The organism is Plantibacter cousiniae (nom. nud.) (assembly GCF_977070315.1).
In genome coordinates this window covers 30832-54186 of sequence record NZ_CDRVEU010000015.1, presented here as the reverse complement: position 1 = coordinate 54186, position 23355 = coordinate 30832, and the positions used below count along the sequence as shown (strand labels likewise).

Below are 23355 nucleotides of genomic sequence, written 5' to 3'. Positions count from 1 at the left end.
TGAAGAACATCGTGACTATGCACGGGGCCTGAACGCCTTCTCAGGTCTCGCCGGGATTCGAATACAGCGATGCGCTAAAACGCACCCATAAAAAAACCGCCTGATCAGAGATCAGGCGGTTTTCATGATGCCAGCGAAGCTTAGTAAGCCAGGCCGAAATCTTCTTCCTTCATGTCCATCAGGTTGGCAGCGCCCGACAGAATGGCCGCCACGTGGGTACGGGTGCGCGGCAGGATGCGCTGGAAGTAGAAGCGCGCGGTCTGGATCTTGGCGCGGTAGAACGCTTCGTCAGACGTACCGGCCGCCAGTTTCTCGGCCGCAACACGCGCCATGTCGGCCCAGAAGTACGCCAGGCAGGCATAGCCGGAGAACATGACGTAGTCCACCGATGCAGCACCCACTTCTTCGCGATCCTTCATCGCCGCCATACCGACTTTGAGGGTCAGGTCGCCCCACTCCTTGTTCAGCGCAGCCAGTGGCGTCACAAACTCCTGAACGACTTCGTTGCCTTCATTGCTCTGGCAGAACTTGTGAACGATCTTGGTGAAGCCCTTGAGCGCTTCGCCCTGGGTCATCAGCACCTTGCGGCCCAGCAGATCGAGCGCCTGAATACCGGTGGTGCCTTCGTACAGCATCGAAATCCGGCTGTCGCGAACGTTCTGCTCCATGCCCCACTCGGCAATGAAGCCGTGGCCGCCGTAGATCTGCACGCCGTGGTTGGCGGCTTCAAAGCCCACTTCCGTCATGAACGCCTTGGCAATCGGGGTCATGAACGCCAGCAGCGCGTCAGCGGCTTTCTTTTGCTCCGGGTCTTCGCTGTACTTGACGATGTCGACCTGTTTGGCCGTGAAGTACACCATGGCACGGGTGCCTTCGGCGAACGCCTTCATGGTCAGCAGCATGCGACGCACATCAGGGTGAACGATGATAGGGTCGGCGGCTTTTTCCGGTGCCTTGGGGCCGGTCAGCGAACGCATTTGCAGGCGGTCACGGGCATATTGCAGGCCGCCCTGGAAGGCGACTTCGGCGTGCGCCAGACCTTGCAGTGCAGTCCCCAGACGCGCGGTGTTCATGAACGTGAACATGCAGTTCAGGCCCTTGTTCGCCGGCCCGATCAGGTAACCGGTAGCGCCATCGAAGTTCATCACGCAGGTGGCGTTGCCGTGGATGCCCATCTTGTGCTCGATGGAGCCGCAGTTCACGGCGTTGCGCTCACCGATGCCGCCATCGGCAGCCGAGAGAAACTTGGGCACGATGAACAGCGAAATACCTTTGGTGCCAGCCGGTGCGTCCGGCAGGCGGGCCAGCACGATGTGGACGATGTTATCGGCCATGTCGTGTTCGCCAGCGGAGATGAAAATCTTGGTGCCGGTAACCTTGTAGGTCCCGTCAGCCTGAGGCTCTGCTCTGGTGCGCAGCATGCCCAGGTCGGTACCGCAATGCGACTCGGTCAGGCACATGGTGCCGGTCCATTCGCCGGACACCAGCTTGGTCAGATACGCTTCCTGCTGCTCGGGCGTGCCGTGCTCGGAGATCGTGTTCATCGCACCGTGCGACAGGCCAGGGTACATGCCCCACGACCAGTTCGCCTCACCGACCATCTCGCTGACCGCCAGGCCCAGCGACTCGGGCAGACCCTGACCGCCGTGCGCAACGTCATGCGCCAGACTTGGCCAGCCGCCTTCGACGAACTGTTTGTAAGCCTGTTTGAAGCCGGTCGGCGTCTTCACGCCCGACTCGCTCCAGGTGCAACCCTCGGTATCGCCCACACGGTTCAGCGGTGCCAGCACCTGCTCACAGAACTTGGCACCCTCTTCCAGAATGGCGTCAACCATGTCCGGAGTGGCGTCATGACAGGCTGGCAGACTCTGATAGTGCGCTTCATAGCCGAGCAGTTCATCACGAACAAAACGAATATCACGCAAGGGGGCCTTGTAGTCAGGCATAGCGATAACCTCTGCTGATGAATCCTGGAACGAATGACCGGGCGGTCGCTGGAGAGATACCCTCAAGCGCCAGACAATCTCGTATGCCTCGCGGTCAAACAGGTGTTTGAAACATACGTTTACGCCCAAACCTTGTCAATAGCGAAGCACGCACCATTCGTCCACGGCCCATGCATAAGCCACGCAGGCGTACGTCGTGCGGGGGCGAGCGAAACGTAAGCAAAAGTCTAGTGGAGGGAGAAACCGGGTGCAGGTGAGATACAGGACAATGATGCGGAGAAATTCAGAGGGCAACGCCGTGCGCGGATGGCACGGCGGGAATTGACGCGAAAATCAGGCGTAGGTGTCGATCAGCGTGCCGAGCATTTCATTGCTGGCTTTCTGCGCAGCCAGTCCGGCTGCAAACTGATCCTTTCCAGCCTCGAGTTCGACGATGTTGGACGGCAAGTCGGAACGCTGGCTGCGATCAACAGAGCGCAGGTTCTCGAGCTGAAAGTCAGAAGACTGGCTTCTGCCCGACACTTCGATATTGGAGCTGGCAATCTGGGTGGCCGCCTGATCCACACGACTTTGCCCGACCTGCATTGCGCTAAGGCCCGGGTAGAGGGTGTTGTTCATGGTGATTTGCATAAGCCGATCCTCAGTTCAAAAAACGAACACATGCCATTGAACCAGCATTTGCCCGGAAATACTCGACAAACAGACTAATGGCACTAGGCCGCACGATAGCCTGAGTCTTGAAAATCCAAAACTGTCTTGCCGGTCAGCGACATAGCGGCGCTGTCAGCTCAACACCTTCAAGTCGAGATACTGCGCCACATTTTCGGCACTCGCCTCGTTCAAGCGCGGCACCCGCCCCAGGCAAGGTGCAGGCAGACGCTCGACCAGCGTGCCGAGGTTTTCTTCAAGCCGCGAGGTGTCGGCATCCACGATGTTGGCCACCCAGCCGGCCAGACGCAACCCGTCACGGGCAATCGCTTCGGCAGTCAACACCGCATGATTGATGCAGCCCAGACGCACGCCCACCACCAGAATCACCGGCAGGTCCAAGGCAATGGCCAGGTCGGACAATGTGCTCTGCCCGGACAGCGGCACGCGCCAACCGCCCGCCCCTTCGATCAGGGTGAAATCGGCCTGTCTGGCGAGCATCTGCCGCATGGGTTGCAGCACCGAATCGACGGTCAACGCGACGCCAGCTTCGCGTGCTGCCAAGTGCGGAGCGATGGCCGGTTCGAAAGCCAGCGGGTTGACTTCAGCGTAATCCAGCTCGACAGAACACTCGGCCAGCAACGCCAGAGCATCCGGGTTGCGCAGCCCCTGTGGCGTGACAAAACAACCGGAGGCAACGGGCTTGCCGGCTGCCGTGCTCAGACCGGACATTCGGGCAGCATGCAGCAAACCGGCAGCCACCGTGGTCTTGCCAGCGTCGGTATCGGTCCCGGTGATGAAGTAGGCAGCAGTCATCTCAGCAGTCTTTCCTGTCAGTCCGTCAGTTTTTTTCAAGCACCGCGTACAGCACTTGATAGGTAGCGGGCAGTCCGGCGTCCTGGCGGAAGCCTTCATAGGCCTGAATCATGCCCATGATTCGCTCGCGCCCGGTCAGGCCATTGGGTCGTCCGGGGTTGAGATTGTGCGCACCGAGCGCCTTCAACTCGTGCGTCAGGCTGCGCACGTCCGGGTAATGCAGAACCTGCGGGCGAACATCGAGGCTGCGCACTTGCAGGCCGCTCGCTGCGCACAGCTGACGATAGTCATCCTCATGACGAAAACGGTTCACATGCACCCGGCCGTCCACTGCCTGCCAACTGTCGCGCAGCTCGTACAGCGTGCCGACACACAGGCTGGCAAAGGCAAATACGCCGCCTGGTTGCAAAACGCGGTGAGCTTCACTGAGCACCGCCGTGAAATCGGCGCACCACTGCACCGCGAGGCTGGAAAAAATCAGCCCGCAGCTCTGGTCACGCAGCGGCAGGTGCTCGGCATCACCCGCAACAAAGTGCTGTGCGCCACCCAAGGGTCGGGCGTGACGCAACATGCCTTCGGCGATATCCAGTGCAATGCCTTCGCTGCCATTGAAAGCCTGCGCCAGCGCCCGGCTGAAATAGCCGGTGCCGCTGCCTAGATCCAGCCAGCGAGACGGGTTGCATTGCGCAGGCAAACACGTGAGCAGTTCATTACCGACGTTGCGCTGCAGTTCGGCGACGCTGTCATAGCTGCCTGCCGCGCGGGAAAACGACGCGGCGACCTGACGTTTGTCAGGCAAGACAGAAGGTGGTTTGGGGATTGAAAGATCAGTCATCGTCCAGCTCGTGCAGAAAGGCATGGATCGCAGCCGCCACCCCGTGAGGGTTTTCCAGCAGGAAGGCATGACTGGCCTGCTCGATGAGCCCCACTTCGACATCCGGCAACAAGGCCAGCAGATCACTTGCCGCCTCAGCGGGCACGAAGGCATCCAGCCCGGCAAACAGGTGCAGTTGCGGGCCACGATAGGTTTGTAAAGCGCTGCGGGTGTCGAGTTGCCGAAGTATTTTCAGGCCGTCGATCAACGCCGTTTTCGACAGGTGCGGTGCGCCGGCCTTGAGCAGCCGCGCCAGACCGCGCGGGTCTTCTGCGCCTTGCGTGCATAACAGGCTGAAACGCTTGAGGGTCAGGTCCGGATCATCGGCACAGCCAGCCAGAAATGCCTCGAAATCCTGCGCGGGCATTGCGTTCGGCCACGCACATTGGGTGACGAAACAGGCGTTGCTGGCCAGCGTCAGTAGTCCGCAACAACCTTCGCCGCGCCGCGCCGCCAGTTCAGCCGCGAGCATGCCACCCAATGACCAGCCGCCCAGCCAGGCGTCGTCTGGCAGGTTGCTGTCCAGTTCGTCGAGCCAGTCTGACAAGTCGCAGCTGTCGATATCCGGCAATGGCTCGACTTCAACCCGCAAGTGCTCGTCCAGCCCACGCAGCGCAGCGGCAAGCGGCTCCAGCGGCGAAACGCCAAGGCCCCAGCCTGGCAACAGAATCAGACGATCACGCATGAACAGGCTCCGAGGATTGGCTGGCATCCAGCAGCGGGTAGCACTGCTCCAGAGTGTTCAATAATAGCTGCACGTCGGCTTCGCTGTGCGCGGCAGACAAGGTCACACGAAGTCGCGCGCTGCCCGCAGGCACGGTAGGCGGGCGAATGGCGGTGACCAGCAGGCCACGCTCACGGAGCAACTGCGAGAGGTTCAACGCCCGACCGGCATCACCGATCATGATCGGCTGAATCGGGGTAAAGCTGTCCATCAGTTGCAGCCCGATCTGCTCGGCACCGCGACGAAACTGCTGAATCAGCCGCGTCAGATGCTCGCGACGCCAATGCTCGGTACGCAGCAACTGCAGGCTTTTCAAGGTGGCGCAGGCCAGCGCGGGCGGCTGGCTGGTGGTGTAGATGTAAGGCCGGGCGAACTGGATCAGGGTTTCGATCAACTCCTCACTGCCGGCCACGAACGCTCCGGAAGTGCCGAACGACTTGCCCAGGGTGCCGACCAGCACCGGCACCTCATCCATGCTCAGGCCGAAGTGCTCGACGATACCGGCGCCGTTGGCACCCAAGGGGCCGAAGCCGTGAGCGTCATCCACCATCAGCCAGGCCCCTTTGGCCCTCGCCGAACGGGCCAGCGCGGGCAGATCGGCGATGTCGCCGTCCATGCTGAACACCCCGTCGGTGACTACCAGGGTATCGCCCACGGATTTATCCAAGCGGGCTTCCAGGCTGCTCACATCGTTGTGCAGATAGCGCGAAAACCGTGCACCGCTGAGCAGACCGGCATCCAGTAGCGAGGCGTGGTTGAGACGGTCCTCCAGCACCGTATCGCCCTGCCCGACCAACGCCGTCACTGCGCCAAGGTTGGCCATGTAGCCATTGGAGAACAACAGGGCGCGCGGGCGACCGGTCAGCTCGGCCAGCGCTTCTTCCAGTTCATGGTGCGGCGCGCTGTGGCCGATCACCAGATGCGAAGCCCCGCCCCCCACGCCCCAGCGCTCGGCACCTGCCTGCCAGGCGGCGATCACCTCGGGATGATTGGCCAGCCCCATATAATCGTTGTTGCAGAACGCCAGTAACGGCTGGCCGTCGACGATGACCTGCGGCCCCTGCGGACTTTGCAGCAGCGGGCGCTGGCGATAGAGGTGTGCGGCGCGCCGGGCATCGAGGCGCGTGCGGAGATCGAAAGACATGCAGGCCCCGAACCGGAAGATGACAATTCAAAACGGGCCGGAACAGGCCGGCCCATTCAACGGATCAGGCAGAGGCAGCGTCGTAGAACATTGAGCTGCTTTGCTGCTCGACCAGCGCCTGTTCGATGGCGGCCTGATGCACTTCGTCGGCATGCCCTTCGCCCGCTTCGGGCTTGATGCCCAGACGCGAGAACAACAGCATGTCCTTGTCGGCCTGCGGGTTGGCGGTGGTCAGCAGCTTGTCGCCGTAGAAAATCGAGTTGGCCCCGGCGAAGAACGCCAGTGCCTGCATTTGCTCGTTCATCGCTTCGCGACCGGCGGACAGACGCACGTGAGATTTCGGCATGAGAATCCGTGCCACGGCGAGCATGCGAATGAAATCGAACGGGTCAACATCTTCGGCGTTTTCCAGCGGCGTACCGGCGACCTTGACCAGCATGTTGATCGGCACCGACTCCGGGTGCTCAGGCAGGTTGGCCAGTTGAATCAGCAGCCCTGCGCGGTCATCCAGGGACTCGCCCATGCCCAAAATGCCACCGGAGCAGATCTTCATCCCCGCATCGCGCACGTAGGCCAGGGTTTGCAGGCGCTCGCTGTAGGTCCGGGTGGTGATGATGCTGCCGTAGAACTCCGGCGAGGTGTCGAGGTTGTGGTTGTAGTAATCCAGCCCGGCAGTGGCCAGCGCTTCGGTCTGTTCCTGATCGAGGCGGCCCAGGGTCATGCAGGTTTCCATGCCCATGGCTTTCACGCCTTTGACCATCTCCAGCACATAAGGCATGTCCTTGGCGGAAGGATGCTTCCAGGCCGCGCCCATGCAAAAGCGGGTCGAGCCAATGGCCTTGGCACGCGCGGCTTCTTCAAGCACCTTCTGCACTTCCAGCAGCTTTTCTTTCTCGAGACCGGTGTTGTAGTGGCCGGACTGCGGACAGTACTTGCAGTCTTCCGGGCAGGCGCCGGTCTTGATCGACAGCAGCGTGGAAACTTGCACGCGGTTGGCGTCGAAGTGAGCGCGATGCACCGTTTGCGCCTGAAACAGCAGGTCATTGAATGGCTGTACGAACAGCGCCCTGACCTCGGCTAAAGTCCAGTCGTGACGCAAAGTGGCGGTGGTGCTGGCGCTCATCGGGCGGCTCCTTGGTGTTTCTGGGCAATGCGCGAGGGCGGGAAAGACCCCATGCGCTACACGGATGTCGGGCATATTTAAGGAAGAGCCATGCGCTGTCAACCCAGCTACCCGCATGAGGTTTACATCTGGTTAAAAAACAAACAATCCTGTTTGTTATGCGATGAACGCAGTGAGGTGTCCACACCCATTTGCGTGCCGTGCGAAGCAGAACTGCCGTGGCTGGGCAACGCCTGCGTGTGCTGTGCGCTGCCGTTACCGCGTTCAGGCATGAGCTGCGCGCAATGCTGCAAGCAAACGCCCGGCTTTGCTCAGGTCATCGCGCCCTGGCTGTACGATTTCCCGGTCGACGGTCTGATCACCCGCTTCAAACATAACGGTAAATGGCCCATGGGACGACTGCTGGCGGAACTGTGCGCGCAATACCTGCAGCACCGTTTCGAGGAAGACCTGCCGCGCCCCGACTGCCTCATTCCAGTGCCGCTGGCCAACAAACGCTTGCGCCAGCGCAGCTACAATCAGGCGGCAATGCTGGCCGGCTGGCTGGGTAAACAGCTGCAACTGCCCGTCGACGAAGAGCATGTGTTACGCAGCCGGGAGACAACCGCACAACAGGGCCTGGACGCGAAAGCCCGCAGGCGCAACCTGCGCGGCGCCTTTACCCTGGTTGATCCCGATTGGGTACAGGGCAAGCACTTGGCGCTGGTCGATGATGTTCTGACCACCGGTTCGACGGCAGAGGTCATTGCGCGACTGCTGAACAAGGCCGGTGCGCGGCGGGTGGACGTGTATTGCCTGGCTCGCACGCCCAAGCCGGGTGACTAATGGCCCCTACGCGCCTGGTTTAATATCGTTCCCACGCTCCAGCGTGGTAATGCCTTTCGGGACGCTCCGCGTCCGGTTTCGACGCCATGAGCGAGAGCGATCATACTGCCCACTCCTACTCGACCGCCCCGGATTTCCATGGCCCTCCCCACCTTGCTGACGCAACACATGGTCCGTCGCCCGCAACGCATTGCGCTGTTGCAGCATATTGCCGAACAGGGCTCGATCACCCGCGCTGCGAAAAGCGCAGGGCTGAGTTACAAGGCGGCCTGGGACGCGATCGACGAGCTGAACAATCTGGCGCAAAAACCGCTGGTAGAGCGCAGTGTCGGCGGGCGCGGCGGTGGCGGCGCGAAGTTGTCGGTCGAGGGCGAGCGAGTGCTGCGTCTCTATCAGCGCGTCCAGGCCTTGCAGGCCCAGGTGCTGGAAGCGGCCGAAGACAGCAGTGACCTTGACCTGCTCAATCGCCTGACCCTGCGTACCAGCGCACGCAATCAGTTGCTGGGGCGGATCGTCAGCATCACCCGCCAGGGGCATAACGATCAGGTTCGCCTGCAATTGGCGGACGAGGTGTTTATCGAAGCACAGGTCACCCATGACAGCACCCTGCGTCTGGAACTGGAAAACGGCACGGAGGTGGTTGCACTGATCAAGGCCGGCTGGCTGGAACTGCACGCAGACCGCAGCGAAGAAACAAATGGAAACAATTGTCTGATCGGCCGAATCGACAGCGTGACCGACGCTGAAGATGGCCCGAGCGAAGTACGCATCACACTCCCCGGCGGCCAGACGCTGTGCGCCCTGGCGACACCTGAGCACCTGCATGCACAACAGTTGAAAACCGGCACCACGGTGCAGGCAAGATTTGCTGCTTCACTGGTACTGCTGGGTATACCGTTGTAAGCGCTGGCAGGTCATCACTACGACACAATTTCGTCATATGCGCGCACTAAGGTGGCTGCCATATTCGAGGGAGCCGTGATGATGAAACTATTAGAAGAAAACCAGACCACTGACCTGGAAAACCTGGTCGGCGCCGACAAGGTCGGCCTCACCCGCCGCGGTTTCATCAGCGCGGGCGCATTGTGCGGCGCTGCGATGTTTCTCGGCGGCAACCTGCTCAGCCGTACCGCTCTGGCCAACAGCGTCAGCGCGGCGTCTGGCAGATTGCTCGGCTTCCAGAGCATTCCTGCTGCCACCGCCGACAGCATCAGCCTGCCAGCAGGTTACACGTCCTCGGTACTGATCAGTTGGGGCCAGCCTCTGCGAGCGGGCGGTCCGGCGTTCGACCCGAGTGGCAAGGGTACCGCCCAGGCTCAGGAGGTGCAGTTCGGCGATAACAACGACGGCATGTGCCTGTTCCCGATGCGGGGTCGCAAAGACCGTGCTTTGCTGGCGATCAACAACGAATACACCAACTACCGCTACCTCTTCGAGCATGGCAAGGAGCCGCAATCGGCTGAAGAAGTGCGCAAGGCACTCGCCGCAGAAGGTGTGTCAGTGATCGAGATACAGCAGAAGAACGGCAAATGGCAGTTCGTGCAGGACTCGCGTTACAACCGTCGCGTGCATGGCAATACGCCGATCAGGCTGAGTGGCCCGGCGGCCGGTCACGAATGGCTCAAGACTGAAGCCGACAAGACCGGCACCCGCGTCTTGGGGACGTTCCAGAACTGCTCCAGCGGCCAGACACCGTGGGGCACGTACCTGACCTGTGAAGAGAACTTCACCGACTGCTTCGGCAGCAGCAACCCGGAGCAGACATTCGATGCGGGCATGAAGCGCTATGGCGTCGTGGCTGCCAGTAAAGAGATCAACTGGCACCCGCACGACCCGCGCTTCGACGTGGCGAAAAACCCCAACGAGGTCAATCGTCATGGCTGGGTGGTCGAGATCGATCCGTTCGACCCCGAATCGACGCCGGTCAAGCGCACGGCACTCGGGCGTTTCAAGCACGAAAACGCCGCCTTCACGCAGACCAGGGACGGGCGCGCCGTGGTGTACATGGGCGACGACGAGCGTGGCGAGTTCATCTACAAATTCATCAGCCGCGACCGGATCGATCGCAAGAACCCGAAAGCCAATCGCGACCTGCTGGACCACGGCACCCTGTACGTGGCGCAATTCGACGCTGGCAACGGCAACCCGGACCATCCAAAGGGCAACGGCCAGTGGATCGAACTGAAATACGGCAAGAACGGCCTCGATGCCGCTGCCGGTTTCGCCAATCAGGCTGAAGTGTTGATTCATGCACGGCTGGCCGCCAGTGTGGTCAAGGCCACGCGCATGGACCGCCCGGAATGGATCGTGGTCAGCCCCAAGGATGGCCAGGTTTATTGCACGCTGACCAACAACATCAAGCGCGGCGACGAGGGTCAGCCGGTTGGCGGGCCGAATCCACGCGCCAAGAACCAGTACGGGCAGATCCTGCGCTGGCGCGAAGGCGGCAACAATGCGTCGGCGATGGCGTTCGAGTGGGACCTGTTTGTGGTCGCGGGCAACCCGACCGTACATGCCGGTACGCCACAGGCCGGGTCGAGCAACATCAACGCGCAGAACATGTTCAATAGCCCGGACGGCCTGAGTTTCGATCGATCGGGTCGGCTGTGGATCCAGACCGACGGCGACTCCAGCAACAAGGGTGACTTCGCTGGCATGGGCAACAACCAGATGCTCTGTGCCGACCCGGCCAGCGGCGAGATCCGCCGTTTTCTGGTTGGCCCGATCGGTTGCGAAATCACCGGCATCAGCTTTGCGCCTGACTACCGGACGATGTTCATCGGCATCCAGCATCCCGGTGAAAACGGTGGCTCTACCTTCCCCGAGCATTTGCCCAACGGTAAACCGCGCTCATCGGTGATGGTCATCACCCGGGAAGATGGCGGCGTTATCGGCGCCTGATCAGCAATCAGGAAGAGGACGCAGATCGCTCATCGTTATATAAAGGTCTGCTATTGATTCTGGCCGGAGGCCGTGGGAGCGAACTTGTTCGCGAAGAGGGCTGTATGATCGTCGAAAATGCATCGACTGAAACACCGTCTTCGTGAGCAAGCTCACTCCCACAAGGATCTTTACTCCGCCTGATACTGCGCGTCGAGCCCCGCTTTCCGGGCTCATCAAGACTTGAGTATCACGCCGGGCGCAGAGCGTGGGAGCGATGAGCAATCAATTAATCAATCAACCCGTTCACATCGTAGAACGGGTATGGCCCTTCATAGTCGCCGAACACGGCGTTATGACTGACAAACCCCTGTTCTGAATGCCAGCGATGCAGCACGTAACCTGCCGGTTCCAGATTGAAATGCGCAGGCGCGGCTTCGTCGAGGTCGAGGACGATCTGGTGTGAGGTGCCCGGGCAGATGCTCGCCACGCTGCCTCCGAAACGTCGCTGCATCGGTCGATGCAAATGTCCGCACAGCAAACGCTCCACTTGCGGATGCTGGGCGATCACGCGCTCCAGCGCCGATGCGTTGCCGAAGGATTCGCGGTCCATGTGCCCTATGCCGGTAATGAACGGCGGATGGTGCATGACGATCACGGTCGGCACGTAAGGACGACGGGACAGCTGTGCGTGCAGCCAGTCCAGCTGACAATAATCCAGTTGCCCGCCATGCTCGCCTGGAATGGTCGTGTCCATGCCGATCAGGCGCACCGGGTATTTCTCAACGACCCAGTCCAGAGGACCGCTGGCCGACAACGGCAGGTACACCTGCTCGGCAAACGCGGCCAGCAGGTTGTGCCGATCGTCATGATTGCCGGGCACCAGATAGAACGGCATCTGCAGACGTTCCAGTTCGGGCTTGAGCACGGCGTATTCGTCCTCGCGACCGAAGTCCACCAGGTCACCGCTGATCACCACGATGTCGGGGCGCTGCTTGCTGGCATTGATGTGCGCGACAGCGCGGCGCAGCGCCCCCAGGGTATCGACCACGCCATAGGTCAGGCGTCCGTCGGCTTTGAGGTGCAGGTCACTGATCTGAGCAATAAGAAACGGACGATTCAAAATAATCTCTCTACGAAAAACGAGTTCACGAATGCAGGGTAAACAGCACTTGCGGGTCGACGCTCAAGGCAATGACTGCGTTTGCGGCATAAATCACGTTGTCGGTACTGTCTACCAGCAGCGGCTGCGGGCCACCGACATCGACCAGCAAGCGACTTTGCGCGCCCTGAAAAAACTGCCCGACCAGACGCCCATGAATATGGCCGTTTCCTGACATCAAACGCAGGTGCTCGGGGCGGCAGTAGACCGTGCCCGGTACGTCAGCACCGTGCCACGGCAGCTCGCCGCCGCTCACCTTGAGGCCTGACGGGGTGCGCTCGACCACGCTGAACGCATTCAGATTGCCCACAAACCCGGCGACGAACGCATTGGCAGGCTGTTGATAGATGTCCCTCGGCGTCGCCAATTGCGAGACGCAGCCTTTTTCCATGACCAGAATCCGGTCGCCCAGGGCCATCGCCTCGCCCTGATCGTGAGTGACGAACACCGAGGTGATGCCCAGCCCACGCAGCAACTGATCCAGCTCACTGCGCAAGCGCTCACGCAACTGCGCGTCCAGTGCCGCCAGCGGCTCGTCGAGCAACAGCACCCGAGGGCGCGGCGCCAAGGCCCGGGCCAGCGCGACCCGTTGGCGCTGCCCGCCAGACAGCTCGTTGACGCGGCGCTTGCCGTGGCCGGTCAAACCGACCAGTTCCAGCAACTCATCGCAACGCTTGTTGCGCTCGGCAGCCGACAGACCACGAATCTTCAGGCCGTAAACGATATTGCCGGCCACATCGAGGTTGGGAAACAACGCATAGTTCTGAAACACCATGCCCACGTCGCGCCGCTCGATGGGCAGACGTGTCACGTCCTGATCATCGAACAACACCTGCCCGACGTCCGGACGTTCAAGCCCGGCAATCAGCCGCAAGGTGGTGGTCTTGCCGCAACCGGACGGACCGAGAATCGCCAGCGTTTCGCCGGGCTCGATGGTCAGGTGCAGATCCTTTACAGCAACGGTGCCGTCGGCAAATGCCTTGCGGCAGCCTTTCAGGCGAATGGTGGTTCCGCTCATCGGCTCTCTCCACGGGCAAGACGCGCGCTGATGGCCTGCAACGCAATCAGCAGCGGCACAATCAGCAACAGAAAAAGAAGGGTGTAGGCACTGGCGACTTCCAGTCGGGCCGAGGCGTAACTGTCGGCCAGACCGACCGGCAGGGTTTTGGTCATCGGCGTGTGCAGCATCCAGGTCAGGTTGAATTCGCCCAGCGACAGGGTCACGACCATCAGCACACCGGCAAGAATCCCGGCCCGGCAGTTAGGCACCACCACACTGAAGAAACGCTTGATCGGCCCGGCGCCCAGACTGGCGGCCGCCTCTTCGAGCACCGGCAGTTGCTGACGCTGCATCACCGCCATGACCGGGCGCACCAGGAACGGCAGGGTGAACAACACGTGGCCGACCAGAATGAACAACCAGCTGCTGCGAAAGCCGCCGAACTGGCCGTAGGTCAGCAGTAACGCGAGGGCGCTGGCCAGACCGGGCATGGCGACGGGCAAGACCATCAATTCCTCGAAGGCCCGGCTGAAGCGATTGTTCATGCGCACCAGCGCATACGCTGCCGGGACGCCCACCAGACACACGCAGATTGCGCACGCCACGGCCAGTTGCAACGACAGCCAGACGGTCGGTGAATAGGCCTGCCAGACCTGCACCAGCCAATCGAAGGTCAGACCGCTCGACAGGCCCAGAAAATAGTTGCGCGTCAGGCCGGCCAGTAACGACAGCACCACCGGGACCAGCATGAACGCGCAGACCAACAGCGTGAACGCCAGTTGTACTGCAAACAACGGAGAACGTTTCACAAGGGAACTCCCGATTTACCGACCATGCGACGGGCCAGCAACAACACTGCCCACGTCACCAGCCCGAGGATTACCGACAGCGCTGCGGCCACCGTGAAGTTGGCGTAATTGGTGAACACGTTGTAGATCGCTACCGGCGTGACGTTCAGACGCGGGCCCAGGGTAAAGGCCGTGCCGAATGCGCCCATCGACGTGGCGAAGCAGATCGCGCCGCAGGACACCAGCGCGGGTGCCAGCCCCGGAACGATCACATCGCACACCACTCGCCAATGACCCGCGCCCAGCGAATGCGCGGCTTCTTCAAGGCTGCGATCCAGACTTTCGCAGGCCGCCATGACCGTCAGAATCACTCGCGGAATCGAGAAATACAGATAGCCGATGAACAGTCCGGTCAGCGAATAGGCGAACACCCAGCGCTCGCCCGCCAGGTGCAACCCGAGCGCGGCGAAGATACCTTGGCGACCGGCCAGCAGAATCACCAGAAAGCCGACCACCACACCAGGAAACGCCAGCGGGAAGGTCAGTAAAGCCACCAGCGCAGAGCGTCCGAAGAAGTGGTTGCGGGCCAGAAACACACCGCTGATGCCGCCGACCAGTAACGCCGCGAGCGTCACCACCAGCGCCAGCAGGCAGGTTTGCGCCAGACTGCCCAGATACTGAGGACTGCTCAGGACCTGCCAGTAACCGCTGCCATTGCCATCGGACCCTTGCGTGCCGAGCATGATCAGGTGGGTCAGCGGCAGCAGCCAGAATGCCAGCAATACGGCCATCGCCGGAGCCAGCGCCACCGCAGCGGTCGGGCGCAGCCGCAGCCTGAAAGATCCGCCCTTGCGCAGAGCCAGCGCTTGTTCCGGCGAGGCCGACATTACTTCACCTCACGCAGATAACGGGCGGCGAAGGCTTCCTGCACGGCGGCCATGTGCTGGTAATCCACCACACCGGCACGGGCGTAATCGCTGTCCGGCAAGAACTGCGCAGCAACGTCGGCAGGCATCTTCGAGCGTACCGGGCGCAGATAGGCCTTGGCCCACAGCGCCTGACCTTCATCGGACAGCACGAAATCCAGCACCTTCTCGGCGTTGGCACGATGCGGCGCCTTGGCGACCATGCTCATCACATAGGGAACGCCGATGGTGCCTTCCTTGGGAATCACGAAGGCAACGTTGGCCTTGTCCTTGTAGCGAGCGCGATAGGCGTTGAAGTCATAGTCGACCAGAATCGGCAGCTCGCCGGACAGCACGCGTGCATAGGCAGTTTGCTTGGGCACGATGGGCGAGTTTTTCGCCAGTTTCTGGAAGTAGTCGATGGCCGGACCGAAGTTGTCCAGCGTGCCGCCCATGGCCTGGTTGATCGCCACGGCGGACACGTAACCGACGAACGCGCTTGACGGGTCGAGGTAGCCGACCATGCCCTTGTACTCGGGCTTGAGCAGATCCGCCCAGCTTTGCGGCACCGGCAGACCGCCCAGTGCGTCCACGTTGACCATGATGCCGAGGGTCCCGGAGTGAATCGCGAACCAGTGCCCTTCAGGGTCTTTCAAGCCTGCCGGAATCTCGTCCCAGTGTTTGGGTTTGTAGGTATCGACCACGCCGGCCTTCTGCGCCTGCAGGCCAAAGGTCACGCCGTAATAGACCACGTCAGCGACCGGTGCGGCCTGCTCGGCAACGATCTGCGCCAGCGCCTGGCCGGAGTTCTTGTTGTCCAGCGGCACCTGGACACCGGTGCTGTCGGCAATCGCCTTGAGCTGTGTTCCCCAGTCGGCCCATTCGGGCGGGCAGTTGTAGCAGATGGCGGTTTCGGCGGCCTGGGCGAGGCTGGCCGCACCACATAACAGCAGTGCCGCGAGGGTTTTACTGAGGCTGAGCATGAAGCATCTCCTGGTAGGGCTGGGTGCTTTCGCCGGGCCGGATGTGGCACGGCAGACAATGAGAAACAGGTACTGCGCCAGCAATCCGTGCCAGTAATTGGTCGATGACAATGTGCGCCAGCTCGGCGATGGGCTGAACCACGCTGCACAAGGTCGGGTGCATCTGCGTGCCGAGGGCGATGCCGTCGAAGCCGATCACCGACAGGCGCTCGGGAACGCCCCAGCCGTTGCGACGTAATTCGGCAATCAGGCTGATGGCCAGCAAATCGTTGGAACAGACCAGCGCGCTGGGCGCGTCCGGGCCACGTAACAGGGGTTCCAGTGCAGCGAAATCGGCGCTTGTATGAGCAGGCATTTCAATCACTGGTCGCGCTTCAAGCCCACACTCGGCCATGGCGTCGCGATAGCCTTCATAACGCAGTCGGGCGCGGTCGGACTGCATGGCCGGGCCTGCGACCATGGCGACTCGCTGATGGCCTGCATCGATCAGGTAACGAGTGGCCAGCGCCATGCCCGCCCGGTTATCCACAGACACCGCGCTGTAATCCGGGTTACCGGTCTGGTGATAGGCCAGCACGAACGGAGTGTCTTCATTGATCAGGCTTTGCAGTACCCGGTTGTGCTCGGCGTCGGTCACCGTCAGCACCAGCCCGTCGACCCGCTGACGCAACAACTCCTCAACCACGGCGCTTTCACGCTCTGCGGTGTAGTCGGTGGTTGCCAGCAGCAGGTTATAACCCCGCGCCCGCGCCGCCCGTTCCATGGCCTGAAACTGTTCGGCAAACACCGGGTTGAGCAGGTTGGGCACCACCACGCCAATCAGGTTGGTGGTTTGCAGACGCAACTGGCGGCCCAGCCGATTGGGGCGAAAACCCAAGGCGCGGGCCGCAGCGAATACCCGCTCACGGGTTTCCGAGCGCACGACGTCGGGGCTTGCGAAGGCACGTGCCGCAGTAGCCCGGGAAACCCCGGCCAGATGCGCTACCTCTTTCAGATCAGTCATTGTCGCTCACTTGAGATCGATCTCATTGACGGCGACTCTAGGCGTCGAACATGGCTATCTCGCTAACGACTCATGACTTTTTGATGACAAAAGAGCCCGAAGGCAGATTAAACGGATGGGGTTTGGCGAAGCGGGACCGGTCTGCGTTACCATCAGCGGTCCGACGCGGCAACCTGCTGCGCGCAGGAGTAGTCATGGCTCACCCGTTTGCAACACTTACTCCCGATCTGGTCCTGGATGCTGTCGAAAGCATCGGTTTTCTCAGCGATGCCCGCATCCTGGCGCTCAACAGTTACGAAAACCGCGTCTATCAGGTCGGTATCGAAGACGGCCAACCGCTGATCGCCAAGTTCTATCGCCCACAGCGCTGGACTACCGAAGCCATCCTTGAAGAGCACAGCTTCACCGCTGAACTGGTCGAGGTCGAAGTGCCCGTGGTCGCGCCCATGGTGCACAACGGCGCAACCCTGTTCGAGCACGCCGGTTTCCGTTTCACGCTGTTCCCGCGTCGCGGTGGACGAGCACCGGAGCCAGGCAATCTTGATCAGTTGTATCGCCTGGGCCAGTTACTGGGGCGTCTGCATGCCGTCGGCTCGACCAAACCGTTCGCGCACCGTGAAGCCCTGGGCGTGAAGAACTTCGGCCATGATTCAGTCAACTATCTGCTGCAAAACGACTGCATCCCGCGCAGCCTGCTGCCGGCTTACGAGTCGGTGGCTCGTGACCTGCTCAAGCGTGTCGAAGACGTTTACGCGGCCACACCGCACACCAACATCCGCATGCATGGCGACTGCCACCCCGGCAACATGATGTGCCGTGACGAGACGTTCCACATCGTCGATCTGGACGATTGCCGCCTCGGCCCTGCCGTCCAGGATATCTGGATGATGCTGGCCGGCGACCGCCAGGAACGTCTGGGTCAGCTGTCGGAGCTGATGGACGGCTACAACGAATTTCATGATTTTGATCCACGCGAGCTGGCCCTGATTGAACCGCTGCGTGCCTTGCGCCTGATGCACTACAGCGCCTGGCTGGCCCGGCGCTGGGATGACCCGGCGTTTCCGCACAGCTTTCCGTGGTTCGGCACGGAGCGCTACTGGGGCGACCATATCCTGGCCCTGCGCGAGCAGATGGCAGCACTGAATGAAGAGCCGTTGAAACTGTTTTGACCTGATGAGCCCCAGGTTATCGTGCGGCGCAAATCTGTGACGCGGAGCGTCACCCAAGGCATTCCCACGCTGGAGCGTGAGGAACGATAATCTCAACTATCGTGCGGCGCGCTGCGTCCGATCCTGAGCAAGCGGCGCGGCACAGATGTCGTGAATCGGTCGAACCTGTGTATAACATCGAGCGCTCCAGCGTCAGTACAATCAAAACCATCAACCGCATCACCCCACAATAAAACCGGAATTTTCTGCATTTAAGGGACGCTCCATGCAAGCTGCCAATCCACGCCGTGGATACATTCTGGGCCTGAGTGCTTACATCATCTGGGGCCTGTTCCCCATCTACTTCAAAGCCATTGCCGCGGTTCCGGCCATCGAGATCATCATCCATCGCGCGCTCTGGTCGGCGCTCTTCGGCTCGATTGTGCTGATGTTCTGGAAGCATCCCGGCTGGTGGCGCGACCTGCGCGACAATCCGCAACGGCTGGCCGTGCTGGCGCTGAGCGGCACGCTGATCGCCAGCAACTGGATCATCTACGTCTGGGCAGTGAACAACGGGCGCATGCTGGAGGCCAGCCTCGGGTATTACATCAACCCGCTGGTCAACGTGCTGCTCGGCATGTTGCTGCTGGGCGAGCGCCTCAGACGCCTGCAAATGCTGGCAGTCGCTTTCGCCGCGATGGGTGTCGCACAGCAGGTCTGGCACGTCGGCAGCCTGCCGTGGGTGTCGCTGGCGCTGCCATTGACCTTCGCGTTCTATGGGCTGATCCGTAAGCAAGCCCCGGTCGCTGCCCTGCCCGGCCTGGTGGTCGAGACCTGGATGCTCGTGCCGCTGGCACTGATCTGGCTGACGCTCAACCCGACGGCCGTGAGCGCCCAGCCGGAATTCTGGACCACCACGCAAGCCATCTGGCTGGCCGCCGCAGGCCCGGTGACGCTGGTACCGCTGGTGTGCTTCAACGCCGCCGCCCGCCATTTGCCGTTCACCACCCTGGGCTTCCTACAATACATCGCGCCCACACTGGTCCTGCTGCTGGCTGTGCTGCTGTATGGCGAACACCTGACCACCAGCACCATCATCACCTTCGCTTTCATCTGGACGGGGCTGGCGATCTACAGTGTGGATATCTGGCTGAAATCCCGCGGCCGTCACTGATCAAAAAACAGACAACAGCTCGCAGGGCACGCAGAACGTGGCCTGCAAGAGGTTCTCCAAGGGTTATCCACAGGCAGACTGACCTTATCTGTGCACAAGCCCTTGAAACTGTTGAATTTTTGATCAATCCGCGCCAGGCCTCGGCGGGTATGGCACGCAAGGCTATTCCCCCAGGTTATCCACAGGCAGGGGCACGGTTAACTTGGATAACCGAGACAGCTTTCCGAACATTGAATTGTGCACATTTTTTGGCACACACCAATTATGAGTAATCCTCCCCCTATTTTGATCGTAAAGTTTTTCCGAACCGAAACAGGCATTGAGCCTGTACGTGAATGGTTGATTGATCTGCCACGTGATGATCGTAAGGCCGTCGGTACTGATATCAGGACCGTTCAGTTCGGATGGCCAATAGGTATGCCTGTGGTCCGTAAAATGGAGCCAGACCTTGGGGGAGTCAGACGGGTATCGGAGCGAGAAGCAGTCCGCAGCTGAATAAAAACAGTGATCGGACTTACTCCTTGGCCCCCAGCACCAACTCCACCATCAAATCATCAGCCAGAGTCTCGAGCGCCGTCTGCAGGTCATCCAGTGAAAGGTCCTGAGGGACGCCCAACACCGCGTCGGCGTGGAACAGCAGTTCGCTGCTCATGGGCGCGGGGGACACGTTGGTAATCAGGTGTTCGACATTGACGCCCTGCCCGGCCAGCAAACGGGTGATGTCGCGTACGATGCCGGGGCGGTCGTTGCCGACCAGTTCCATGCTGATCATTCGAGTCGTATCGGTGGTCTCGACCACGCTCTCGGCCAGCAACATGCGGATGCCATGGGCTGACAAACCATTCAGGGCCTTGATCAGGTCATCATAGTTTTCTGCCTCGACGCCTACCTTGAGGATCCCGGCAAATTGTCCGGCCATGCGCGACATGCGACTTTCCAGCCAGTTGCCGCCATGCTCGGCGATGCAGCGTGCGATGCGTTCGACCTGACCCGTTTTGTCGGGAGCAACCAGCGTTACGACGAGATGATCCACGGTCAATTCCTCTTTCTGCACAGATGATTTGGAGACAGCGTCGGTCTTACGAGTATAGGCATACCCGAAGGGCAGCTCGCTCGCGGTAAATCGTGTACCGTTTGCCACGCTTTATGGAACAATCCTGAGCGTTTCTGGGAACACGATGAATATCACCGTGACCCAATATGAATATCCAGTCGTTTAGTGACATATTCAGCGACGTTTTCACGCGATGACGGCTCATGTAGTATCCCGAATTGCGCACTACATGACACCAAAATCAATAACAGAGCGCTCCCCGAGTGTGCTCGACCCTGCTGAGCAGAGTGAGGCAAGTGCAATGACTGAGTACGTTCAAGTCGGTGACCTGCAAGTCGCCAGAGTCCTGTTCGACTTCGTGCAGAACGAAGCCACCCCCGGAACCGGCGTCGACGCCACTGCGTTCTGGGCCGGTGCGGACCAACTGATCCACGACCTTGCGCCAAAGAACAAGGCACTGCTCGCCAAACGTGATGAGTTACAGGCGAAAATCGACGCCTGGCACCAGTCGCATGCCGGGCAGGCTCACGACGCCTCGGCCTACAAAGCCTTCCTTCAGGAGATCGGTTACCTGCTGCCAGAAGCAGCGGACTTCCAGATCACCACGCAAAACGTCGATGAAGAAATCGCCACCATGGCCGGCCCGCAGCTGGTCGTGCCGGTGATGAACGCCCGATTTGCGCTGAATGCGTCGAACGCCCGCTGGGGTTCGCTGTATGACGCGCTCTATGGCACCGACGCCATCAGCGAAGCAGGCGGCGCGGAAAAGGGTAAAGGCTACAACAAGGTGCGTGGCGACAAGGTGATCGCGTTCGCTCGTGCCTTTCTCGATCAGGCTGCGCCTCTGGCAGCAGGTTCACATGCAGACTCGACGGCTTACAAACTGATCGACGGCAAGCTGGTCGTCAGTCTCAAGGGTGGCAGCAATACCGGCCTGCACGATGACGCCCAACTGGTCGGTTTTCAAGGCGATGCCCTGGCACCGTTTGCCTTGCTGCTCAAGCACAACGGCCTGCACTTCGAACTGCAGATCGACGCCGCCAGCCCGGTCGGGCAGACCGATCCGGCAGGCGTGAAAGACATTCTCATGGAAGCGGCGCTGACCACCATCATGGACTGCGAAGACTCCATCGCCGCCGTCGATGCCGACGACAAAGTGATTGTCTACCGCAACTGGCTGGGCCTGATGAAGGGTGATCTGGCCGAATCGGTGTCCAAGGGCGGTGAAACCTTTACCCGCACCATGAACCCGGACCGCGTCTACACCACGCCAGAGGGCGGCGAAGTCACGCTGCATGGTCGCTCGCTGTTATTCATTCGCAACGTGGGTCACCTGATGACCATCGATGCGATACTCGACAAGCATGGCAACGAAGTGCCGGAAGGCATTCTCGATGGCCTGCTGACCAGCCTTGCAGCCATCCATAACCTCAACGGCAACACCTCGCGCAGCAACAGCCGAAGCGGCTCGATGTACATCGTCAAACCGAAGATGCACGGCCCGGAGGAAGCTACATTCACCAACGAACTGTTCGGGCGCATCGAGCAGGTACTGGGTTTGCCGCGTAACACCTTGAAGGTCGGGATCATGGACGAGGAGCGCCGTACCACGGTCAACCTCAAGGCCTGCATTGAGGCCGCCAGCGAGCGCGTGGTGTTCATCAACACCGGCTTCCTCGACCGCACCGGTGACGAAATCCATACCTCCATGGAAGCAGGCCCGGTGGTGCGCAAGGCGCAGATGAAAGCCGAGAAGTGGATCGCTGCCTACGAGAACTCCAACGTCGACATCGGCCTGAAATGCGGCCTGCAAGGTCGCGCACAGATCGGCAAAGGCATGTGGGCCATGCCGGACCTGATGGCCGCCATGCTGGAGCAGAAAATCGCTCATCCACTGGCGGGTGCGAACACCGCCTGGGTTCCCTCACCTACGGCAGCCGCGCTGCACGCCCTGCACTATCACAAGGTCGACGTGTTCGCCCGTCAGGCCGAACTGGCGCAGCGCGAGCAAGCCTCGGTGGATGACATTCTGACCATTCCGCTGGCACCGAATACTGACTGGACGCCGGAAGAAATCCAGAACGAACTGGACAACAATGCGCAGGGCATTCTTGGCTATGTCGTGCGCTGGATCGATCAGGGAGTGGGGTGTTCGAAAGTGCCGGACATCAACGACATCGGCCTGATGGAAGACCGCGCCACGCTGCGCATCTCCAGCCAGCACATGGCCAACTGGCTGCGTCACGGCGTTGTCAGCGAAGCTCAGGTCCTGGAAAGCCTCAAGCGCATGGCACCGGTGGTGGATCGCCAGAACGCCAACGACCCGCTGTATCGCCCTCTGGCACCCGACTTCGACAACAACATCGCCTTCCAGGCGGCGGTCGAGCTGGTCATCGAAGGCACCCGGCAGCCCAACGGCTACACCGAGCCGGTATTGCACCGTCGCCGCAGGGAGTTCAAGGCCATCAACGGCCTGTAACTCGCCGCCCGGGCAATTGCAGGTTCTGGTCCTTGCCGGGCCAGAACCTGCAAGGGCTCACTGCCTCAACTTATCCCCAATTCCCGCTTGACCAGCTTCACCAATTGCTTGGTATTGAGCGGTTTGAGAAGGAAGTCCACCACGTTCAGGTGCATGGCATCGATGGCATCGCGCACGTTGGCGTCGCCGGACACGATGATGATCGGCAGCTCGGCCCGATCCGACTCACGAACCTTGCGAATCAGATCCAGCCCGTCAAAAGGAGCCATCCGCAAGTCGGTGATCAGCAGTCCGATAGACTGACGCGTGTGGATCATCTGCAGCGCAGTATCGCCACCGGGCGCAGTCATGCAACTGATGTCATTGAGGCTTAGAATTTCGGCCAGCAGCTCTCGCGCGTCGCTGTCGTCATCGACGATCAGGACCCGTTGCGGGGCGTCGCGGGCGGGCGTGAGCATGACCTCATGGAGGGCATCGCGCTCATCGTCGCTCAGAATATCGTGGTCAATCATTGCAGTCTCATCATTCCCTGAACTAATCCGACAGCAGATACGGGTCAATCTGCGATGCATTTCGTCGGCATCCCGGCCAGTCTCCGCTCGCAATCCATTGCGCTCGTCAAATCAGTTATGTCGCAACCAGCACGACTGTGTCACTGGGTTCAAGGTAAGACTTACGT

General features: G+C 60.8%; 21 protein-coding genes. 6 read left to right on the top strand and 15 right to left on the bottom strand.

Features of this window, described 5'->3' with window-relative positions; genetic code table 11:
- Positions 1-140: 140 nt before the first annotated feature.
- From ACW55A_RS24415 to bioB, 7 genes are all read right to left on the bottom strand, one after another.
- Positions 141-1946 (bottom strand): phenylacyl-CoA dehydrogenase, encoded by a 1806-nt coding sequence (locus tag ACW55A_RS24415; protein ID WP_003432609.1) that lies wholly within the window; start codon positions 1944-1946, stop codon positions 141-143.
- A gap of 333 nt (positions 1947-2279) precedes the next feature.
- The gene (locus ACW55A_RS24410; protein ID WP_003316196.1) at positions 2280-2576 is read right to left on the bottom strand and encodes a hypothetical protein; all 297 of its coding nucleotides are present in this window, start codon (positions 2574-2576) and stop codon (positions 2280-2282) included.
- A 153-nt stretch (positions 2577-2729) separates the two neighbouring features.
- Entirely contained in the window at positions 2730-3410 is a 681-nt protein-coding gene (gene bioD, locus ACW55A_RS24405; RefSeq protein WP_058396390.1) for a dethiobiotin synthase, read from the bottom strand.
- 25 nt (positions 3411-3435) lie between these two features.
- Positions 3436-4245: a malonyl-ACP O-methyltransferase BioC gene (gene bioC, locus ACW55A_RS24400; RefSeq protein WP_226439804.1), complete on the bottom strand. Its 810-nt coding sequence runs from the start codon at positions 4243-4245 to the stop codon at positions 3436-3438.
- Complete coding sequence (locus ACW55A_RS24395) at positions 4238-4969, bottom strand: alpha/beta fold hydrolase (protein ID WP_455808938.1); 732 nt, start codon at positions 4967-4969, stop codon at positions 4238-4240. The genes bioC and ACW55A_RS24395 overlap by 8 nt, the downstream gene beginning before the upstream one ends.
- Positions 4962-6152, bottom strand: coding sequence for an 8-amino-7-oxononanoate synthase (gene bioF, locus ACW55A_RS24390; RefSeq protein ID WP_455808939.1), 1191 nt, complete (start codon positions 6150-6152; stop codon positions 4962-4964). Before bioF ends, ACW55A_RS24395 begins: the two co-directional genes overlap by 8 nt.
- Positions 6153-6216: 64 nt before the next feature.
- Positions 6217-7275: a biotin synthase BioB gene (gene bioB / locus ACW55A_RS24385; RefSeq protein WP_003372416.1), complete on the bottom strand. Its 1059-nt coding sequence runs from the start codon at positions 7273-7275 to the stop codon at positions 6217-6219.
- Between the two features lie 177 nt (positions 7276-7452).
- Between bioB and ACW55A_RS24380 the strand changes: the two genes are divergently transcribed.
- The 3 genes from ACW55A_RS24380 (at position 7453) to ACW55A_RS24370 (ending at position 11001) form a co-directional block, all read left to right on the top strand.
- Positions 7453-8100, top strand: a complete 648-nt coding sequence (locus ACW55A_RS24380; RefSeq protein ID WP_498811693.1) for a ComF family protein — start codon at positions 7453-7455, stop codon at positions 8098-8100.
- Between the two features lie 138 nt (positions 8101-8238).
- The gene (locus tag ACW55A_RS24375) at positions 8239-9003 is read left to right on the top strand and encodes a TOBE domain-containing protein (protein ID WP_003372419.1); all 765 of its coding nucleotides are present in this window, start codon (positions 8239-8241) and stop codon (positions 9001-9003) included.
- 78 nt (positions 9004-9081) lie between these two features.
- The gene (locus tag ACW55A_RS24370) at positions 9082-11001 is read left to right on the top strand and encodes a PhoX family protein (RefSeq protein WP_080396608.1); all 1920 of its coding nucleotides are present in this window, start codon (positions 9082-9084) and stop codon (positions 10999-11001) included.
- Positions 11002-11269: 268 nt separating this feature from the next.
- On the opposite strand, the gene ACW55A_RS24365 is transcribed toward ACW55A_RS24370, so the two are convergent.
- The 6 genes from ACW55A_RS24365 to ACW55A_RS24340 are packed head-to-tail and all read right to left on the bottom strand — an operon-like array spanning position 11270 to position 16821.
- Positions 11270-12103, bottom strand: a complete 834-nt coding sequence (locus ACW55A_RS24365) for a phosphodiesterase (protein ID WP_003432597.1) — start codon at positions 12101-12103, stop codon at positions 11270-11272.
- Positions 12104-12128: 25 nt separating this feature from the next.
- Positions 12129-13160, bottom strand: a complete 1032-nt coding sequence (locus ACW55A_RS24360) for an ABC transporter ATP-binding protein (RefSeq protein WP_046720088.1) — start codon at positions 13158-13160, stop codon at positions 12129-12131.
- Positions 13157-13951, bottom strand: coding sequence for an ABC transporter permease (locus ACW55A_RS24355; protein ID WP_003432594.1), 795 nt, complete (start codon positions 13949-13951; stop codon positions 13157-13159). The genes ACW55A_RS24360 and ACW55A_RS24355 overlap by 4 nt, the downstream gene beginning before the upstream one ends.
- Entirely contained in the window at positions 13948-14817 is an 870-nt protein-coding gene (locus tag ACW55A_RS24350) for an ABC transporter permease (RefSeq protein WP_499140652.1), read from the bottom strand. The genes ACW55A_RS24355 and ACW55A_RS24350 overlap by 4 nt, the downstream gene beginning before the upstream one ends.
- Positions 14817-15818, bottom strand: a complete 1002-nt coding sequence (locus ACW55A_RS24345; protein ID WP_004654786.1) for an ABC transporter substrate-binding protein — start codon at positions 15816-15818, stop codon at positions 14817-14819. The genes ACW55A_RS24350 and ACW55A_RS24345 overlap by 1 nt, the downstream gene beginning before the upstream one ends.
- Positions 15802-16821, bottom strand: a complete 1020-nt coding sequence (locus ACW55A_RS24340; RefSeq protein ID WP_044309134.1) for a LacI family DNA-binding transcriptional regulator — start codon at positions 16819-16821, stop codon at positions 15802-15804. Before ACW55A_RS24340 ends, ACW55A_RS24345 begins: the two co-directional genes overlap by 17 nt.
- Positions 16822-17015: 194 nt before the next feature.
- Between ACW55A_RS24340 and ACW55A_RS24335 the strand changes: the two genes are divergently transcribed.
- Together ACW55A_RS24335 and rarD are read left to right on the top strand one after the other, a co-directional pair.
- Positions 17016-17990 carry a serine/threonine protein kinase gene (locus ACW55A_RS24335; protein ID WP_455808945.1) on the top strand — a complete coding sequence of 325 codons (975 nt, stop codon included), beginning with the start codon at positions 17016-17018 and terminating at the stop codon, positions 17988-17990.
- Positions 17991-18255: 265 nt separating this feature from the next.
- Positions 18256-19143 (top strand): EamA family transporter RarD, encoded by an 888-nt coding sequence (gene rarD / locus ACW55A_RS24330; RefSeq protein ID WP_024661745.1) that lies wholly within the window; start codon positions 18256-18258, stop codon positions 19141-19143.
- Between the two features lie 514 nt (positions 19144-19657).
- On the opposite strand, the gene ACW55A_RS24325 is transcribed toward rarD, so the two are convergent.
- Positions 19658-20176 (bottom strand): glycine cleavage system transcriptional repressor, encoded by a 519-nt coding sequence (locus tag ACW55A_RS24325; protein ID WP_455808946.1) that lies wholly within the window; start codon positions 20174-20176, stop codon positions 19658-19660.
- A 322-nt stretch (positions 20177-20498) separates the two neighbouring features.
- Here ACW55A_RS24325 and ACW55A_RS24320 point away from each other — a divergent pair, with 322 nt between their 5' ends.
- The gene (locus ACW55A_RS24320; RefSeq protein WP_498811692.1) at positions 20499-22676 is read left to right on the top strand and encodes a malate synthase G; all 2178 of its coding nucleotides are present in this window, start codon (positions 20499-20501) and stop codon (positions 22674-22676) included.
- Positions 22677-22741: 65 nt separating this feature from the next.
- Here the strand turns inward: ACW55A_RS24320 and ACW55A_RS24315 are convergent, their stop codons facing one another.
- Positions 22742-23188, bottom strand: coding sequence for a response regulator (locus ACW55A_RS24315; protein ID WP_003372457.1), 447 nt, complete (start codon positions 23186-23188; stop codon positions 22742-22744).
- Between the last annotated feature and the right edge of the window lie 167 nt (positions 23189-23355).

Coding starts and splice junctions, on each gene's coding strand:
- ACW55A_RS24415 (WP_003432609.1), bottom strand. CDS start 1,946: ATGCCTGACTACAAGGCCCCCTTGCGTGATATTCGTTTTGTTCGTGAT.
- ACW55A_RS24410 (WP_003316196.1), bottom strand. CDS start 2,576: ATGCAAATCACCATGAACAACACCCTCTACCCGGGCCTTAGCGCAATG.
- bioD (WP_058396390.1), bottom strand. CDS start 3,410: ATGACTGCTGCCTACTTCATCACCGGGACCGATACCGACGCTGGCAAG.
- bioC (WP_226439804.1), bottom strand. CDS start 4,245: ATGACTGATCTTTCAATCCCCAAACCACCTTCTGTCTTGCCTGACAAA.
- ACW55A_RS24395 (WP_455808938.1), bottom strand. CDS start 4,969: ATGCGTGATCGTCTGATTCTGTTGCCAGGCTGGGGCCTTGGCGTTTCG.
- bioF (WP_455808939.1), bottom strand. CDS start 6,152: ATGTCTTTCGATCTCCGCACGCGCCTCGATGCCCGGCGCGCCGCACAC.
- bioB (WP_003372416.1), bottom strand. CDS start 7,275: ATGAGCGCCAGCACCACCGCCACTTTGCGTCACGACTGGACTTTAGCC.
- ACW55A_RS24375 (WP_003372419.1), top strand. CDS start 8,239: ATGGCCCTCCCCACCTTGCTGACGCAACACATGGTCCGTCGCCCGCAA.
- ACW55A_RS24370 (WP_080396608.1), top strand. CDS start 9,082: ATGATGAAACTATTAGAAGAAAACCAGACCACTGACCTGGAAAACCTG.
- ACW55A_RS24360 (WP_046720088.1), bottom strand. CDS start 13,160: ATGAGCGGAACCACCATTCGCCTGAAAGGCTGCCGCAAGGCATTTGCC.
- ACW55A_RS24350 (WP_499140652.1), bottom strand. CDS start 14,817: ATGTCGGCCTCGCCGGAACAAGCGCTGGCTCTGCGCAAGGGCGGATCT.
- ACW55A_RS24345 (WP_004654786.1), bottom strand. CDS start 15,818: ATGCTCAGCCTCAGTAAAACCCTCGCGGCACTGCTGTTATGTGGTGCG.
- ACW55A_RS24340 (WP_044309134.1), bottom strand. CDS start 16,821: ATGACTGATCTGAAAGAGGTAGCGCATCTGGCCGGGGTTTCCCGGGCT.
- ACW55A_RS24335 (WP_455808945.1), top strand. CDS start 17,016: ATGGCTCACCCGTTTGCAACACTTACTCCCGATCTGGTCCTGGATGCT.
- rarD (WP_024661745.1), top strand. CDS start 18,256: ATGCAAGCTGCCAATCCACGCCGTGGATACATTCTGGGCCTGAGTGCT.
- ACW55A_RS24320 (WP_498811692.1), top strand. CDS start 20,499: ATGACTGAGTACGTTCAAGTCGGTGACCTGCAAGTCGCCAGAGTCCTG.
- ACW55A_RS24315 (WP_003372457.1), bottom strand. CDS start 23,188: ATGATTGACCACGATATTCTGAGCGACGATGAGCGCGATGCCCTCCAT.